Below are 19,103 nucleotides of genomic sequence, written 5' to 3'. Positions count from 1 at the left end.
GCCTCCTACGGCCATGACACACCACGCCCACGGCCATGACACCACGCGGCCTCGCACGGCCATGCCGTCATGCCGTCACGAGCGAGAGTGAGGCAGCAGTTGAGCAGCCACGACCAGCAGGTGTCCCGGCCGATCGCGGTGATCGGGACGGCGTGCCGCCTCCCGGGGGCGCCGGACCCGCGCGCCTTCTGGCGACTGCTCGACGAGGGGCGCGACGCCGTCCGTGAGATCCCCGAGGGCCGGGACTCCTCCGCCGTCCTGGCCGAACTCGCCCGGGACAATCCGGGCGTCGGGTACGGCGGCTACCTCGACGACATCGGCGGTTTCGACGCCGGGTTCTTCGGCGTCTCGCCGCGCGAGGCCGCGGCGATGGACCCGCAGCAGCGGCTCGTGCTGGAGCTGGCCTGGGAGGCGCTGGAGGACGCGGGAGTGCTCCCCGCCACGCTCCGCGACAGCGAGACCGGCGTGTTCGTCGGCTCCATCGCGGACGAGTACGCCACGCTGTCACGCGCCTCGGCGATCGGGCGTCACACGCTCACGGGGACGACCCGGGGCATCATCGCCAACCGGGTGTCTTACGCCCTCGGCCTGCGGGGTCCGAGCATCGCGGTGGACACCGCCCAGTCGTCGTCGCTGGTCGCCGTGCACCTGGCGGTCGAGAGCCTGCTGCGCGGCGAGACCCGGCTCGCGCTCGCCGGTGGCGTGAACCTGATCGTGGACCCCGTCGGCACCGCCGCGGTCGCGCGCTTCGGCGGGCTGTCCCCGGACGGGCGTTGCCACACCTTCGACCGCCGGGCCAACGGCTACGTCCGCGGTGAGGGTGCCGGGCTGGTGCTGCTGAAACCGCTGGACGCGGCGGTCCAGGACGGTGACCGGGTCCACGCGGTGCTGCTCGGGAGCGCCGTCAACAACGACGGCACGACCGGCGGGCTCACCGTGCCGAGCGCGGAGGCGCAGGCCGAGGTGATCCGGAAGGCATGGGCGGCGGCCGGGGTGTCGCCGTCCGACGTGCAGTACGTCGAGTTGCACGGCACCGGCACGCGAGTCGGCGACCCGGTGGAGGCCAGGGGCCTCGGACTCGCCAGGGACGGGGGCCCGGTGCTGCACGTCGGCTCCGTCAAGACCAACATCGGTCACCTGGAGGGCGCGGCCGGGATCGCCGGCCTGCTGAAGGCCGTTCTCAGCGTCGGTGAGCGCCGGCTGCCCGCGAGCCTCAACTACTCCGAGCCGAACCCGGACATCGACCTGGACGCCTGGCGCCTGGCGGTACGCGACCGGGGCGGCGCCTGGCCCCGGGAGGACGAGCGGCTCGTCGCCGGCGTCAGCTCGTTCGGCATGGGCGGGACCAACTGCCACATCGTGGTGGCCGAGGCGCCCGGACCGTACGGGCGCCCCGAGGTGCCCGGATCTGCCGGGGAGCCGGACGTTCGCGCGCCGCGGACCCCCCTGGTGCTCAGCGCCAGGACCGAGCCCGCGCTGAGGGAGCAGGCGGCGCGGCTGCGCGACCTCGTCGCGGAGCACGGTGAGGTCCCTCCGGGGCTGCCGCGAGGCCTGGCCACCACGCGGACCGCGTTCGAGTGGCGCGCCGCCGTCACCGGTGACGCGCTGGCCGGGCTGGAGGCGCTGGCCGGCGGCCGTGCGGCGGCCGGGGTCGTGACGGGACGGGCCGGGGCCGCGCCGGTCGCGGTGCTGTTCCCCGGGCAGGGCAGCCAGCGGCTCGGCATGGGGCGCCGGGCGCACCGGGACTTCCCGGTCTGGCGGTCGGCGTTCGACGAGGTGGCCGCCGCTCTGGACGACCGGCTGCCACACCCGATCAAGGACGTCGTCTGGGCGGAGCCGGACGGCGCCGAGGCCGGGCTGCTCGACCGGACCGCCTTCACCCAGCCCGCGATCTTCGCGGTCGAGGTGGCGACCTTCCGCCTGCTGGCCTCCCTGGGCGTCGAACCGTCCTTCCTGGCCGGTCACTCCATCGGAGAGGTGGCCGCCGCGCACGTCTCGGGCATCCTGGACCTGCCCTCCGCCGCGGAGCTGATCGTCGCCAGGGGCCGTCTCATGGAGTCGCTGCCCCCGGGCGGCGGCATGCTCGCCGTGGGCGCCGGGGAGGCGGACGCCGCCGAGCTGGTCGCCCGGGCCGGCGGGACCGCGGTGATCGCCGCGGTCAACGGCCCGGAGTCCGTGGTCGTCGCGGGGGAGACGCACACGCTGGAGGAGGTCGCCGCGCTCGGCGCCGCGCGGGGCTACCGCACGCGCCGGCTTCCGGTGAGCCACGCGTTCCACTCCCCGCTGATGGATCCGGTGCTCGACGACTTCCGGGAGGTGCTCGCCGGGATCCCGTTCCGCAGGTCCCGGATCCCGTTCGTGTCGGCCGTGACCGGCGAGCTCGTCGAGAGCACCGGCCCGGAGTACTGGGTGGAGCACGCCCGCCGGCCGGTGCGGTTCGCCGACGGGCTCGCCCGGCTCCGCGAGCTGGGTGCCGGGACCTTCGTGGAGGCGGGCCCCGGGTCGGCCCTGAGCGGTCTCGGCCGGGAGGCGGTCGGCGGCGCGGCGGCGTTCGTGCCGGTCCTCGGCAGGCACGACGAGGTCGAGGCCGCCGTCGGCAGGCTGTTCACCACGGGTGTGCCGCTGGACTGGGACGCGCTGTTCCCTCCCGGCGGCCCGCGCGTCGGCCTGCCCACCTACCCGTTCCAGCGTGAGCGCCACTGGCTGGACGCCGTTCCCGCCCAGGGGCCGGCCACCGCCGGGGAACCGGCTCCCGGCCGGGGATCCGTCCCGGCCGTGCCGGTCGTCCCCGGCGCCTCGGCCGCCCTCAAGGGCCCCGCCGTTCCGGCCGTTCCGGCTGCCCCCGCTGTCCCCGTCGTTCCGGCCGTCCCCGCGGGGACGGCGGAGGTGGAGCGCCGCGTCCTCGACGAGGTGGCGGCGGTGCTGGGCTTCTCGGATCCGGCCCGCGTCGACCAGGACGCCACCTTCAAGGACCTGGGCCTGGACTCGCTGGGCCTGGTCGAGCTGCGCGACCGGGTCGGCGCCGCCCTGGACGTCACCTTGCCCACCGCCACGCTGTTCGGCCACCCCACCACCGCCGCCCTGGTCCGGCACCTGACCGGCGGTACGGCCCCGGACACCGCAGAGGCCCCGGACGCCCCGGACGCCCCGGACACCACGGGCGCGCCGGACGCCACGGCGGGGCACGGCGACGACCCGGTGGTGATCGTGGGGATGGGGTGCCGGTTCCCGGGTGGGGTGGCCTCGCCGGAGGAGTTGTGGGAGCTGGTGTCGTCGGGAACCGATGCGATCGGGGAGTTCCCGGAGGATCGTGGCTGGGATCTCGAGGCCCTCTACGACCCCGACCCCGAGCGTCCCGGCACCTCATACACCCGCCATGGCGGTTTCCTGCGTGGTGCGGGGGAGTTCGACGCGGCCTTCTTCGGGATGAGTCCGCGGGAGGCGCTGGCCACCGATCCGCAGCAGCGTCTGTTGTTGCAGGTGGCGTGGGAGGCGCTGGAGCGGGCGGGGATCGATCCGCTGTCGTTGAAGGAGAGCGACACGGGCGTCTTCATCGGCGCGACCACGTCGGACTACACACCACGGCTTCACGAGGGCGACGGCGCCTCCGACGGTTATCTCCTCACCGGGGGCAGCATCAGTGTGGCGTCGGGGCGGATCGCGTATGTGCTGGGGTTGCGGGGTCGGGCGTTGACGGTGGATACGGCGTGTTCGTCGTCGTTGGTGGCGTTGGATCTGGCGGTGCGGTCGGTGCGGTCGGGGGAGTGTTCGCTGGCGTTGGCCGGTGGGGTGGCGGTGATGGCGTCGCCGGGGATGTTCGTGGAGTTTTCTCGTCAGCGGGGGTTGTCGGTTGATGGGCGGTGCAGGGCGTTTGGGGCGGGGGCTGATGGGACGGGGTGGGCGGAGGGTGTGGGGGTGGTGGTGGTTGAGCGGTTGTCGCGGGCGCGGGCGCGGGGGCATCGGGTGTTGGCGGTGGTGGCGGGGTCGGCGGTTAATCAGGATGGGGCCAGTAATGGGTTGACGGCGCCGAATGGTCGGGCGCAGGAGGAGGTGATTGTGCGGGCGTTGGCGGATGCGGGGGTGGGTCCGGGTGAGGTGGATGTGGTGGAGGGTCATGGGACGGGGACGCGGTTGGGGGATCCGATCGAGGCGCAGGCGGTGATCGCGGCGTATGGGCGGGGGCGGGGGGCGCCGTTGTGGTTGGGGTCGTTGAAGTCGAATATCGGTCATGCTCAGGCCGCTGCGGGGGTGGGTGGTGTGATCAAGATGGTGATGGCGTTGCGGTGTGGGGTGTTGCCGCGGACGTTGCATGTGGGGGAGGTTTCGCCGTTGGTGGGGTGGGCGGGGTCGGGGGTGGAGGTGCTTCGTGAGGCGGTGGTGTGGCCGGAGCGGGGCAGGGTGCGGAGGGCGGGGGTGTCGTCGTTCGGGATCAGTGGCACCAACGCCCACGTCATCCTCGAACAGGCACCGGACGCTCCCGCCGAGACGCCGAGCCTCCTCGCCGAGAGGCCGGACGCTCCCGCCGAGACGCCGAGCCTCCTCGCCGAGAGGCCCGACGCTCCCGCCCGCGCCGGTCGGCACGTGACCGCCCCGGCGCTCCCCGTGCTGCTGTCGGGCGACGGTCCCGCCGCCCTGCGCAGGCAGGCCGCCGCGCTGGCCGACCACCTGCGGACCCACCCCGGACTGGACATGGGCGACGTGGCGGCCACCCTCGCCTCCAGGGCACGGCTCGGCCACGGTGCCGCCGTCCTGGCGGACCACCTGCCCGCCCTGCGCGCCCTGGCCCGGGGCGAGCTCCACGACGCGGTCGTCACCGGTGAGAAGGCTCCGGGCAAAACGGTTTTCGTCTTCCCTGGCCAGGGATCGCAGTGGCCCGAGATGGCCCGCGCCCTCCTGGACTCCGACCAGGTCTTCCGCGCCGAGATCGAGGCCTGCGCGCGGGCGTTCGTCCCGCACACCGGATGGTCCCTGACCGCCGTGCTTCGCGGTGACGCCGGCGCGCCCCCACTGGAGCGCGTCGACGTCGTGCAACCGGTGCTCTTCGCGATGATGGTGTCGCTCGCGGCGATGTGGCGCGCCGCCGGAGTGCGGCCGGACGCCGTGGTCGGGCACTCCCAGGGCGAGATCGCCGCGGCGTACGTGGCGGGCGCGCTGTCGCTGGAGGACGCGGCGAGGATCGTCACCCTCCGCAGCAGGGCCATCGCCCGCGTCGCCGGGAACGGCGGCATGGTGTCGGTGGCGCTGGGCGCCGACGAACTGGCCCGGATCCTGGCGCGCCGGACCGGGGAGATCGAGGTCGCGGTGCGCAACGGGCCGCGCTCCACGGTGGTCGCGGGCGGCGCGGACGCCCTCGACGAGCTGCTCGCCTGGTGCGACGAGCAGGGCGTGCGCGCCCGCCGCGTCCCGGTGGACTACGCCTCGCACACCCGATACGTCGAACCGCTGCGCGACGACCTGCTGGAGACGTTCGCCGGCCTGGAACCGCGACCGGCCGAGATCGCGTTCCACTCCTCGGTGACCGGGGAGCTGATCGACACCGCCACGCTCGACGCCGGGTACTGGTATCGCAACCTTCGCCGGACCGTGGAGTTCGAGGCCGCCGTCAACGGCCTGCTCGACACGGGTCATCACCGCTTCGTCGAGGTCAGTCCGCACCCGGTGCTCACCGTGGCCGTCGAGGAGATCCTCGCCGAGCGGGGCGTGCCCGGCCTGGCGGGCGGCACGCTCCGGCGCGGCGAGGGCGGGACGGACGCGTTCCGCCGCGCCCTCGCCGTGGCCTGCCTCGGCGGCGTCCCCGTCTCCTCCTGGACGACGACGGGCACGCCTCCGGTGGACCTGCCGACCTACCGGTTCGAGCGCGAGCGCTACTGGCTCACCCCCTCCGCCGGTTCGCTCCAGGCGTCCGGGTTCGGACCGGCCGCCGTCCGCCACCCGCTGCTGGGGGCCATGGTCACGCTCGTGGACGGCGGTGCCGTACTGACCGGACGGCTCGACACGGCGGCGCAGGAGTGGCTCGCCGACCACTCGGTGTTCCGCACCGTGCTGGCGCCCGGCACGGTTCTCGCCGAGCTCGCCGCCCGGGCCGGGGACCTGGTCGGCTGCCCCGAGGTACGCGAGCTGACCGTCCAGGCGCCGCTGCTTCTCGCCCACGGGCGTCCGGCGTCGCTGCAGGTGCTCGTCGCCGCCCCCGACGAGCACGGGCGCCGGACCGTGGAGGTGCACGCGCGCCCGTCCGACGACGCCCCGTGGACCCGGCACGCGGCCGGGATCCTCGCCCCCGGGACTCCCGGCCCCGGGACACCGGAGGCCGCCCGGGTCGCGTGGCCTCCTCCCGGAGCCGAGACCGTCGACGTCACCGACGTGTACGCGCGGCTGTACCGGCTCGGCTACGACTACGGCCCGGCCTTCCAGGGGCTGGCCGCCCTGTGGCGCGCCGACGGTGACGGTGACGGCGGCACGGTCTACGCCGAGCTCGTCACGGACGAGATCCAGGGTGCCGCGGGCGGGACCTTCGGTCTCCATCCGGTGCTGCTCGACGCCGCCCTCCACCCCGTGGTGGCCGGGCTGGCCGGACTCGCCGATCCCGACCCGGACCACCCCCTCCTGCCGTTCGCCTTCGAGGGCCTACGCCTGACCGGCGGGGCGGAGCGGGCGCGGGGAAGGCTGCGGGCACGCATCGAGCCGCTCGGCGGTTCCCGGTTCCGCTACACCTTCGCGGACGAGGACGGAGAGGTCGTCGGCGTAGTTGCCTCCCTGGCGTTCCGCCCGGCCTCGCGCGCCGAACTCGCCTCGGCCCGGCCCGCGGCCGAGGCCTACCGGGTCGGCTGGGAGCGACCGGCCGGGACGGGCCCGGCCCCCGGGAACGTCGTCGTGCTCGGCGGCTTCAGCGGTCCTGAGGGCACCGACGCCCCTGATGGCCCCGCCGGCCTCGTGCGGGCGGGCGGGGACGTCACCGTGGTCGACGGCCTCGCCGCGGTGGCCGGCGCCGACGTCGTGCTCGTGCCCGTGGGCGGGGGCGGGGGGCAGGCGGGCGACCTGGTCACGAAGGCGCACGAGCGGACCGCCGCCGTCCTGGGCCTGCTCCAGGAATGGCTCCGCGATCCCGCGCTCGACGGTACCCGGCTCTCGGTCGTGGTGGACGGGTCCGACCTCGCGTCCGCCCCGGTCCGGGGCCTGGTCCGCACCGCCGCCGCCGAGCACCCCGGCCGGTTCACCCTGGTCACGGTCGACGGCCCGGCGCCCGCCGCGCTGCTCGCCGCCGCGTACGGCGAACGCGAGGTGGCCGTACGCGGCGGTGAACCGCTGGTACCCAGACTCGCCGCCCACGACCTCGGCGGCGTCCCCTCCGGATCCCCGGAGGGGACGCCGGAAGGGACGCCGGGCGGCACCGTCCTCGTCACCGGAGGCACCGGAACCCTCGGCGCGCTGGTCGCCCGCAGGCTGGCCGCGTCGGCACGCCCCCCGCACCTGCTGCTGGTGAGCCGCTCGGGGCCGGACGCCCCGGGCGCGGAGGCTCTGGCCGGGGAGCTCGCCGGGGCCGGGGCCGGGGTGACCGTGGTGGCCTGCGACGTCACCGACCGCGCGGCCGTGGCGGAACTGCTGGAGTCCATCCCCGAGGACCGCCCGCTCCGGTCGGTGATCCACACCGCGGGGCTGCTCGCGGACGCCACGGTCACCGGGATGACCACCGAGGAGCTGGCCGCCGCGCTGGGGCCCAAGGTGGACGCGGCCTGGCACCTGCACGAGCTGACCGAGGGTCTCCCGCTGGAGGGCTTCGTGCTCTTCTCCTCCGCGGTGGCCACGTTCGGCGTGCCGGGCCAGGCGAACTACGCGGCCGCCAACGCCTTCCTCGACGCCCTGGCCGAGCACCGGCGCCGCGCCGGCCTGCCGGCCACGGCCGTCGCCTGGGGCCTGTGGGAGGAGGCGAGCGCGATGACCGCCCACCTGGGCACGGCCGACCGGGCCAGGCTCGCCAGATACGGTGTCGGCCCGGTCGGGACCGGCCGTGCGCTGGACGCGCTCGAACGGGTGCGTGAAGCCCACACCGTCGTGTCGCCCCTGGACGAGGGCGTGCTGCGGGACGAGGCGGCCGCGGGCCGCCTGCCCGCCCTGTTCTCCGGGATCGTCAAGCCGCCCGCCACGGCCCGGCGACCGGCGGCCGGCGGCGCCTGGGCGCGGCGGCTGCTGGCCGAGCCGCCGCACGAGCGGCTTCGCACGGTCACCGGGCTGGTGCGCGAGCAGGCCGCGGCCGTCCTGGGCCGCGAGGACGCGGGCGGGGTGGGCGCCGACCGGCCGCTGAAGGAGCTCGGCTTCGACTCGCTGACCGCCGTCGAGCTGCGCAACCGGCTCAACGCGCTCACGGACCTCACCCTGCCCGCCACCGTCGTCTTCGAGTTCCCGACCGTCGCGGCGCTCGCGGGGCACCTGCTGGACGCGCTGTCGGCGCGGGAGAGCACCGCGACGGTGACCGTGGCCGGTACCGAGGCGTCCGACCCGGTGGTGATCGTGGGGATGGGGTGCCGGTTCCCGGGTGGGGTGGCCTCGCCGGAGGAGTTGTGGGAGCTGGTGTCGTCGGGAACCGACGCGATCGGGGAGTTCCCGGAGGATCGTGGCTGGGATCTCGAGGCCCTCTACGACCCCGACCCCGACCACAGGGGGACGTCCTATACCCGCCACGGCGGTTTCCTGCGTGGTGCGGGGGAGTTCGACGCGGCCTTCTTCGGGATGAGTCCGCGGGAGGCGCTGGCCACCGATCCGCAGCAGCGTCTGTTGTTGCAGGTGGCGTGGGAGGCGCTGGAGCGGGCGGGGATCGACCCGCTGTCGTTGAAGGAGAGCGACACGGGCGTCTTCATCGGCGCGACCACGTCGGACTACACACCACGGCTTCACGAGGGCGACGGCGCCTCCGACGGTTATCTCCTCACCGGGGGCAGCATCAGTGTGGCGTCGGGGCGGATCGCGTATGTGCTGGGGTTGCGGGGTCGGGCGTTGACGGTGGATACGGCGTGTTCGTCGTCGTTGGTGGCGTTGGATCTGGCGGTGCGGTCGGTGCGGTCGGGGGAGTGTTCGCTGGCGTTGGCCGGTGGGGTGGCGGTGATGGCGTCGCCGGGGATGTTCGTGGAGTTTTCTCGTCAGCGGGGGTTGTCGGTTGATGGGCGGTGCAGGGCGTTTGGGGCGGGGGCTGATGGGACGGGGTGGGCGGAGGGTGTGGGGGTGGTGGTGGTTGAGCGGTTGTCGCGGGCGCGGGCGCGGGGGCATCGGGTGTTGGCGGTGGTGGCGGGGTCGGCGGTTAATCAGGATGGGGCCAGTAATGGGTTGACGGCGCCGAATGGTCGGGCGCAGGAGGAGGTGATTGTGCGGGCGTTGGCGGATGCGGGGGTGGGTCCGGGTGAGGTGGATGTGGTGGAGGGTCATGGGACGGGGACGCGGTTGGGGGATCCGATCGAGGCGCAGGCGGTGATCGCGGCGTATGGGCGGGGGCGGGGGGCGCCGTTGTGGTTGGGGTCGTTGAAGTCGAATATCGGTCATGCTCAGGCCGCTGCGGGGGTGGGTGGTGTGATCAAGATGGTGATGGCGTTGCGGTGTGGGGTGTTGCCGCGGACGTTGCATGTGGGGGAGGTTTCGCCGTTGGTGGGGTGGGCGGGGTCGGGGGTGGAGGTGCTTCGTGAGGCGGTGGTGTGGCCGGAGCGGGGCAGGGTGCGGAGGGCGGGGGTGTCGTCGTTCGGGATCAGTGGCACCAACGCCCACGTCATCCTCGAACAGGCACCCGTGGGCCCGGAGCCCGAGGACATCCCGGACGGAGAGGGCCCGGTGCCGCTCGTCCTGTCGGCGAAGACCGCGACGGCGTTGCGGACGCAGGCCGGGGCACTCCACGACGCCCTCGCCTCGGGCACGGCGCCCGGACTGCGCGACATCGGCTTCACCCTCGCCCGGCGCCCCCGGTTCGAGCACCGGGCCGTCGTCGACGCCGATGCCGACGACGGGAACACGATGGCCGCGCTGGCGGCGCTCCGCGACGGCGGACGTCATCCCCGGGTCGAGCACGGGCGCGCCCTTCCCGACCAGCGGCTCGCTTTCCTCCTCTCCGGGCAGGGCACCCAGCGGACGGGGATGGGAGCGGAACTGCTGGAGACGTCCGCGCCCTACGCGGAGGCGTTCGACGAGATCTCCGCGTCGCTGGAGCCGCTCCTCGGCGTCGGCCTTCGGGAGCTGGTCACCGGCGACCCGGACCTGCTGGGGCAGACCAGGTACGCCCAGCCGGCGTTGTTCGCCCTGGAGGTCGCCCTGTACCGGCTGGCCGAGTCCCACGGGCTGCGGCCGGACTTCCTGATCGGCCACTCCGTCGGCGAGCTCGCCGCCGCCCACGTGGCGGGCGTCCTCGGACTGGCCGACGCCTGCGCGCTGGTCGCCGCACGGGGCAGGCTGATGCAGTCCGCGAGGGAGGGCGGGGCGATGGCCGCCTTCGCCGCCACCGAGGCCGAGGCCGCGGAGCTGGCCGCCGCCTCGGACGGCAGGGTGGAGATCGCCGCCGTCAACGGCCCCGCGGCGGTGGTGCTGTCCGGCGACGCGGACGAGATCGACCGCCTGGTCGGGCTGTGGAAGGACACCGGGCACAAGGCCGCGCGGCTGAAGGTCGGTCACGCCTTCCACTCCGCGCACATGGACGGCGTCCTGGACGAGTTCCGCCGGGTGGTGTCCGGACTGTCCTTCCACGCCCCCCGCGTCCCCGTCATCTCGACGGTCACCGGGGCGCTCGCCGGCGAGCGGGAGATGTCGGCGCCCGGCTACTGGGTCGCGCAGCTTCGCGGTGCGGTGCGGTTCGCCGACGCGGTGCGCGCGGCGCACCGGTCCGGAGTGACGAGGTTCGCCGAGCTGGGGCCGGACGGATCACTCGCCGCGATGGCGCAGGAGAGCGCCGAGGGAGTGCTCGCCGTGCCCCTGCTACGACCCGGTCGGCCGGAGGCGGCCACCTTCCGGGCCGCGCTGGGCCGGTTGCACGCGGCGGGCGCACCGGTCGACTTCGGGCCGCTCCTGTCCGGTGGCCGGTTGGTGGACCTGCCCACCTACCCGTTCGAGACGCGGCACTACTGGCTCCTGCCGGCCGAGGACGACGGGCGGCCCGCGACCTACGGGCTGGACGCCTCCCCGCATCCGCTGCTCACGGCCTCGGCCGAGTTGCCTGACGGGGCGCGGCTGTTCACCGGCGCGCTGTCCGCGCGCAGGCAGCCGTGGCTGGCCGAGCACCGCGTCGACGGACGGGTGCTCGTCCCGGCCGCGGCACTGGCCGAGCTGGCTCTGGCGATCGGCGCGAGCACCGGCCGTCCGGTACTGGGCGACTTCGTGATGCACGCACCGCTGGAGCTGGAGGGCGCCGCGGAGACCCAGCTCCAGGTGAGCGTGTCCGCGGCCGGGGAACTCACCGTGCGCGGCCGCGTGGCGGGCGCCGGATGGACGTCCCATGTCACCGCGGTGCTCACCGACGGCGGGGTCGCGCCCGGCCGGACGGCACCGCCGCCCTTCGAGTCCGGCGCCCGCCTCGACGCGGGCGGTCCCGAGGCGGCCTACCGGCTGCTGGCCGAGCACGGCTACGAGTACGGGCCGGCGTTTCGGGGACTGGGCGCTGCCTGGCTGGACGGGACGGACCTCCACGCCGAGGCGGAGCTCCCCGCGCCGCTCCGGGCGGAGGTCGGCCGGTACGGCCTCCACCCGGCTCTGCTCGACGCCGTCCTGCACGCCATCTCGCTGCACGGGATCGACGGGCCCGCCGGAGTCAGGCGCGTCCCCTACTCCCTGGACGGGGTACGGCTGCACGCCGCGCACGCGACCAGGGTGCGGGCACGCCTGACCCCGGCGGACCCGGACACCTACCGGGTCGACCTGTTCGGCGACGACGGGCGGGCCGTCCTGACCGTGGAGCGGCTGCGGCTACGCCCGCTGCCGTCCGCCGCGGGGCTGTACCGCCTGCGCTGGGAGGCCGTGGCGCCGTCGGTGCCCGCGGCCGGTGATCTCGCTGACCTCGCCGACCTCACGGTGGCCGGATCCCTCCCCGAGCGGCTCCCGGGCACCGCGCTGCTCGCCCTTCCCGACGACGACGAGGACCCGTACGCCGTGGTGGAGGCGGCGTGCCGGGCCGTCCGGCGGTGGCTGGCGGAGGCGGACGGCGGACGCCTGGTCTTCCTCACCCGGGGCCTCGCGATCGACGACGGCGAGACGGCACGGCCCTCGACCGCCGCGCTGTGGGGCCTGGTACGGGCGGCGCGGGCCGAGCACCCCGGCAGGTTCGCGCTGCTGGACACCGACACCACCACCGCCGACGTCGCCGACTCCGCGCTGCTCGCGGCGATCGGGACCGGGCTGCCCGAGGTCGCGCTCCGCGACGGCGTGCCGAGGGTCCCCAAGCTGTCGCCCGAGCCCGAGCCCGAGCCCGGAGCCGGGCCGGGAACTGAGCCCGGGGTCAGAGCCGGAGCCGGGTCTGGAACCGGGCCTGGAACCGGGGCCGGAGCCGGGCCCGGAGCCGAGGGCGTGACGGAGGGGGTGGCCTGGCCGCGCAGCGCCGCGGGTGGCACCGTGCTGATCACTGGCGGCCTCGGCGCGCTCGGCCGCCGGATCGCGCGTCACCTCGTCACGCGGCACGGCGTGCGGAACCTTCTGCTGGTCAGTCGCCGAGGCGAGGGGCACCCCGACGCCGCCCGCGCCGAGGCCGAGCTGACCGGGCTCGGCGCCCGGGTCGAGATCCGGGCCTGCGACCTGTCCGACCGGGACGCCCTCGCCGGTCTGCTGGCCGCTCTGGATAGCCCGCTGACCGGTGTGGTGCACGCCGCGGGCGTCGTCGAGGACGCACCCGTCGAACGGCTCTCCGCCGACGCGCTCCGCCGGACGATCGAGGCCAAGGCCGTGGCCGCCGGCAACCTGGACGAGGCCACGCGCGACGCCGGGCTCGACGCGTTCGTCCTGTTCGGATCGGTCGCCGGCGTCGTCGGCACCGCCGGGCAGGGCGGCTACTGCGCGGCCAACGCGGCCCTGGAGGCGATCACCCACCGGCGGCGGCTGTCCGGCGGGCAGGGGGTGACCGTCCACTGGGGGCTGTGGGACATCGGCGACGGCATGGGCGCCGAGCTCACCGGCCGCGACGTCGCCAGGCTCGGCCGGGCGGGTGTCAAGCCGATGGGCGAGGCCGACGGGCTCGCGCTGTTCGACCGCGTCCTGCGGCTGGACACCGCCGCGGTGGTCGCGGCGCACCTCGACCCGCGGGCGGCGGAACGGCACCGCGGATCCGCGGCCGTACGGCGGGCGCCGGGCACGGTGGACGCGACGGCCACACCGGTGCCGGGCACCTCCCACCTGGTGCTCGACGCGGTCGCGGCGGTGCTCGGGCACGCCGGCGGCGCGGAGGTCGATCCGGAACGCTCCTTCAGCGACCTCGGGTTCGACTCCCTGACGGCGGTGGAACTGCGCAACCGGCTCAGCGGCGAGCTCGGCGTCCGCCTGCCGGGGGCGATCGTCTTCGACCACCCGAACCCGGTCGCCCTGATCCGTTTCCTCGACGAGCTGACCGGCGCCGGGGCCCGGGACGAGCAGCGGGAGCCGGACGCGCCGGCCGGTGCCGCCGACGACGTGATCGCGATCGTCGGCATGGCCTGCCGGTTCCCCGGCGGGGTGCGCACCCCGGCCGAGCTGTGGGAGTTGCTCGACTCCGGCGGCGACGCCATCTCGGCGTTCCCCACCGACCGAGGCTGGGACCCGGACCTGTTCGACCCCGATCCCGAGCGCTCCGGGACCTCCTACACCCGGCACGGCGGTTTCCTCCGCGACGCCGCCGAGTTCGATCCCGGGTTCTTCGGGATCAGCCCGCGCGAGGCCCTCGCCGTCGACCCGCAGCAGCGCCTGCTGCTGCAGACCGCGTGGGAGGCGGTGGAGGACGCCGGGATCGACCCGGCCGCCCTGCGCGGCACGCAGAGCGGCGTCTTCGTCGGCGTCATGTACTCCGACTACGGCGCACGGGTCCACCAGCGGCGCGGTACCGCCGGAGATCTGGAGGGGTACCTGGTCAGCGGCAGCGCGGGCAGCGTGGCCTCCGGCCGTATCTCCTTCACCCTCGGTCTGGAGGGCCCGGCGGTGACCGTGGACACCGCCTGCTCCTCGTCGCTGGTGGCGGTCCACCAGGCGGCCCAGGCGCTCAGGTCGGGCGAGTGCGCGCTCGCCCTGGCCGGCGGTGTGACCGTCATGGCGAGCCCGGCCACGTTCGTCGAGTTCAGCAGGCAGCGCGGCCTCGCGCCGGACGGCCGCTGCAAGCCGTTCTCGGCCGACGCGGACGGCACGGCATGGGGCGAGGGCGTGGGGCTGCTCGTCCTGGAACGGCTCTCGGACGCCCGCCGCAACGGGCACCGGGTGCTCGCCGTCGTCCGCGGTTCCGCGGTCAACCAGGACGGCGCCAGCAACGGTCTCACGGCGCCGAACGGGCCTTCCCAGGAGCGGGTCATCCGCAGCGCCCTGCGCAGTGCGGGCCTGCGGCCCGCGGACGTGGACGTGCTGGAGGCGCACGGCACGGGTACCAGGCTCGGCGACCCGATCGAGGCCGGCGCGGTGCTCAACACCTACGGCCGTGACCGTGAGGACCGGAGCCCGCTGCTCATGGGCTCGGTGAAGTCGAACATCGGGCACACCCAGGCCGCCGCGGGGGTCGCCGGGATCATCAAGATGGTGCTCGCCATGCGGCACCGGCGCGTACCGGCCACCCTGCACCGGGGAAGGCTCACCGAGCACGTCGACTGGTCCGGCGGCACCGTGTCGGTGCCCGCCGAGCCGTCCGCCTGGCCGGACACGCCGGGGCCGCGCCGGGCGGCGGTCTCGTCGTTCGGGATCAGCGGCACCAACGCCCACGTCGTCCTGGAGTCAGGCGATGAGGCACCCGCGGCGGTGACCGGCGGCACCTCCGACGGGGCCTCCGACGCCTCGGCCGGGGCGGTGGTGCCGTGGGTGCTCAGCGCCCGTGACGCGGCCGGACTGCGGGAGCAGGCGATCCGTCTCAGGCGGCACGTGCTCGCCGACCCCGGCCTGCGGGTCGTCGACGTCGCCCTGTCCCTGGCGACGACGCGGACCGCGTTCGAACGGCGGGCCGTGGTGCTCGGCCGCGACCGGGGCGAGCTGCTCGCCGGCCTCGGCCACCTGGCCGACGGCACCGCGACGCCGCCGGGCTCCTTCCCCTCGGTGCTCACCGGCACGCCGGCGCGCGGCGGGACCGCCGTGCTGTTCACCGGCCAGGGCAGCCAGCGCGTCGGCATGGGTGCCGAGCTGCACCGCTCGTTCCCGGCGTACGCGCGGGCCTTCGACGAGGTCTGCGCCGAGTTCCGCAGGGTGGACGGCACGGACGTGGCAGGGGTGGTGGCCGGGGACGCCGCGGCCGGGCCGATCGACCAGACCCGGTACACCCAGGCCGCGCTGTTCGCGGTGGAGGTCGCGCTGTTCCGGCTGCTGGAGTCGTGGGGGCTGCCCGCCGACCTCCTCGCCGGGCACTCCGTCGGCGAGGTCACCGCCGCCCACGTCGGCGGAGCGCTGAGCCTGCCCGACGCGGTGGCGCTCGTCGCCACCCGCGGGCGCCTGATGCAGGAACTCCCCCCGGGAGGCGCGATGACCGCCGTTCAGGCCGACCTGGCGACCGTGGAACGGCTCATCGCGGACACCGGGGCACGCGTGGACGTCGCGGCGGTGAACGCGCCCGGTTCCGTGGTGCTCTCGGGAGACACCGGAGCCGTCGAGGAACTCGCCGGCGTCCTGGCCGGGAGGGGACACCGCACCAGGCCGCTCACCGTCAGCCACGCGTTCCACTCCGCGCACATGGAGCCGATGCTCGCGGCCTTCCGCGCGGAGATCGGCGACCTGCCCACCGGGCCCGCGATCCGCACCGTCGTGTCCACGCTGACCGCGCGGGAGATCGGGGCGGACACACTCGGGTCGGCCGCGCACTGGGCCGACCAGGTACGCGGGACCGTGCGGTTCGCCGACGCGGTCGGCCGGATGCGAGAGCTGGGCGCCGTGCGTTTCCTGGAGGTCGGGCCCGACGCCGCGCTGACCGCGATGGTCGGGCAGCACGACCTGGGAGAGGGCGGCGTGGCGATCTCCGTGCTCGACCGCGGGCACGACGATCCGTTCGCGCTCTGGTCGTTCGTGGCGCGGGCCTTCGTCGCGGGTGTCGCCTGGGACTGGCGGGCGATGCTCGGCGGGGAGGGCGGGTTCGGCGGGGACACCGGGAACACCGGGAACACCGGGAACACCGGGAACACCGGGAACACCGGGAACACCGGGAACGCTGTCACCGTGCCGCTGCCCACCTACCCCTTCCACCGGGAGCGTCTGTGGCTCCTGCCGCCGGCCGAGGACGGGACCGCCGCCGGGATCGGCGCCGAGGATCCGGGCCACCCGCTGCTCACCGCCTCGATCACCGTGCCGGACGGGGCGCAGACCCTCTACACGGGCGTGCTGTCGCAGCGGCGGCAGCCGTGGCTGGCGGACCACGCGCTGGCGGGCACGCCGGTCCTCCCGGCCACCGCTCTCGTGGACCTGCTGGGGTGGCTGGCGGACCGGCACGGCATGACGACGGTGCCGGAGCTGACGCTGCACGCCCCCGTCACGATCGGCGCGGAGGAGGAGGTGCACCTGCGGATCACCGTGGCGGACGAGGCGGTGCGGGTGCACGCGCGGCCCGGCCGGGAACCGGTCGCCGGCGAGTGGACCCTGCACGCCGAGGCCGTGCTGGGCACCGCCGGACCCGTCCCCGGCTGGTCGGGTCACCGCCCGCCCGAGGCCCGTCCGGTGGACGTCACGGGGATCTACGCGGCCTTCGCCGAGCGCGGGTACGACTACGGGCCGGCGTTCCAGGGCCTGCGCGCGCTGTGGACGACCGGGGACGAGCTCCACGCCGAGGTGGACACCGGGGGAGACCTTGCCGCCGGGGTCCCCGGGCTGCTCGACGCCGCCCTGCACGCGTGGATCGCCGACGCGGGCGAGGCGGCGGAGGGCGGCGTCCGGGTCCCCCATACCTGGCGGGAGGTGCGCGTGCACGACCTGCCGCGCGGGCCGCTGCGGGTCAGGATCCGGCACACCGGAGAGGGGACGTTCGCCCTCGACGTGGTGAGCGCCGGTGGAGGCGACGGTGACGGCGGCACGGCGCGTCCGGTGCTGTCGGCCGGTGAGGTCCGGGTGCGCCGGGTCGAGGAGAGCGCCCTGCTGGGCGGGGGCGGGGCCGCGGCCCGGCCGTACGAGCTCGCCTGGATCCCCGCGCACCTCGCCGCTACGGCTCCGGCGGGGGAGGGGGACGGCGGGAACGGCGAGGACACGATCGTGCTGATCGACGGCGACGGCGACGGCCTGAACCTGCCGTTCCCCACGGTCTCGTACGGCGAAGAGCAGGACGGCCAGGACTTGGCCGCCACCGTACGCGCCCGCTTTCTGGCGGTCCGCGAGAGCATCCTCACGCTGCCCGAACGGGCGCACCTGGTGGTGGTGACGCGCGGGGCGGTCGCGGTGGACGGCGACGACCGGCTGCCGGGGCCGGCCGGGGCCTCGCTGTGGGGCCTGGTCCGCGCCGCCCGGCAGGAGTACCCCGGACGGATCAGCGTCGTCGACGTCGACGGGCACGGGGAGTCGTCCGCGCTGCTGCCGCGTGCGGTGGCGGCCCGGCCCGGCGAGCTCGCCATCCGCCGGGGCGAGGCGTTCCGGCCGCGCCTGCGCGCGGTGGCGGGCGCCGCCCTCGGGACGCCGCCGGAGCTCGCGGAGCTCGGGACGGGCACCGTGCTGGTCAGCGGCGCCGGCGGCGCGCTCGGCGCCGCGGTCGTCCGCCACCTGGTCGCCGAGCACGGCGCCCGGCACCTCCTGCTGGTCAGCAGGCGCGGCGACGCCGACCCGGCGCTGCGCGCCCTCGCCGGGGAACTCGGCGACCGCGCGCGGATCCGGACGGCCGCGTGCGACCTCGCGGACGCGACGGCCACCGAGGCACTGCTCGCCGGTGTCGACCCGGACAGGCCGCTCGGCGCGGTGTTCCACATAGCGGGCGCGCTCGACGACGCGGTACTGGAGAACACGACCGGCGAGCGGCTGGAACGGGTCCTGCGGCCCAAGGTGGACGCGGCCTGGAACCTGCACCGCCTCACCGGGGATCTGCCGCTGACGGCGTTCGTGCTGTTCTCCTCGGTCGCGGGCGTGCTGGGCAACGCCGGGCAGACGGGCTACGCGGCGGCCAACGCCTTCCTGGACGGGCTCGCCCACCACAGGCGGGCGGCGGGTCTGCCGGGCACGTCCATCGCCTGGGGACTGTGGGAGACCGGATCGGACACCGGGATGGCGGCCGGGCTCGACGGAGCGGCGCGGGCCAGGCTCGACCGGCTGGGCATCCGCGCGCTGTCCCTCGACGCCGGGCTGGGGTTGCTCGACAGGTCGCTGGCGAGCGGCCTGGCCGTGGTGGTGCCGGTCCGGTTCGACCAGGCGGCGCTCGCCCGGCGGCGGGACGATCTTCCCGAGGTGCTCGGCGGCCTGGTCCCCGTCCGGCCCGCCGGGGCGGCCGTGCCGCTGGCCCGGCGTCTGCCCGGCCTGGACGAGGCCGCGTCGCGCACCCTGGTACGTGACACGGTCGCCGGCCGGGTCGCGGAGGTGCTCGGCCTCGCCGGACCGGCGCAGGTTCCCGACGACCGGGGGTTGTTCGACCTCGGTCTCGACTCGCTGACGGCGATCGAGCTGCGCAACCGGCTGGGCGCGGAGGTCGGTGAGCGGCTGCCCGCGACCGTGCTGTTCGACCACCCCACCGTGCGGGCGCTGACCGAGCACCTGCTGGAGCGCCGCGCCCTCGACCGGCCCGCGTTCGACACGGCGGCGCTGGACACCTGGGTGTCCTCGGCCTCGGAGCTGGCCCCCGGCCACCGGCGCCGCGCCGACCTGGTCCGGGCGCTGCGGGCCGCGCTGAACACCCTGGACGCCGGTGGGGCCGCCGCCGAAGCCGGCGGCGCGGCCGCCGTGAACGGCGGCGGGGAGCCGCTCTTTGGCGTGGATTCAGCGTCCGATGATGAGCTGTTCGGGCTGCTGGACCGAGAACTGAGCGACTGATCCGACGCCGC

1 protein-coding gene is annotated in these 19,103 nt (G+C 75.5%); it reads left to right on the top strand.

The features are described from left to right. The first annotated feature begins 87 nt into the window (after positions 1-87). Positions 88-19,092: an SDR family NAD(P)-dependent oxidoreductase gene (locus ACFFRH_RS26970; protein ID WP_386160441.1), complete on the top strand. Its 19,005-nt coding sequence runs from the start codon at positions 88-90 to the stop codon at positions 19,090-19,092. The last annotated feature ends 11 nt before the right edge of the window (positions 19,093-19,103 follow it).

Origin of the sequence: Streptosporangium vulgare (assembly GCF_042428775.1) — a bacterium.
Classification (GTDB): Bacteria; Actinomycetota; Actinomycetes; order Streptosporangiales; family Streptosporangiaceae; genus Streptosporangium; species Streptosporangium vulgare.
Note: the sequence above shows the minus strand (reverse complement) of the source record. Positions and strands in the feature narration are given on the sequence as shown.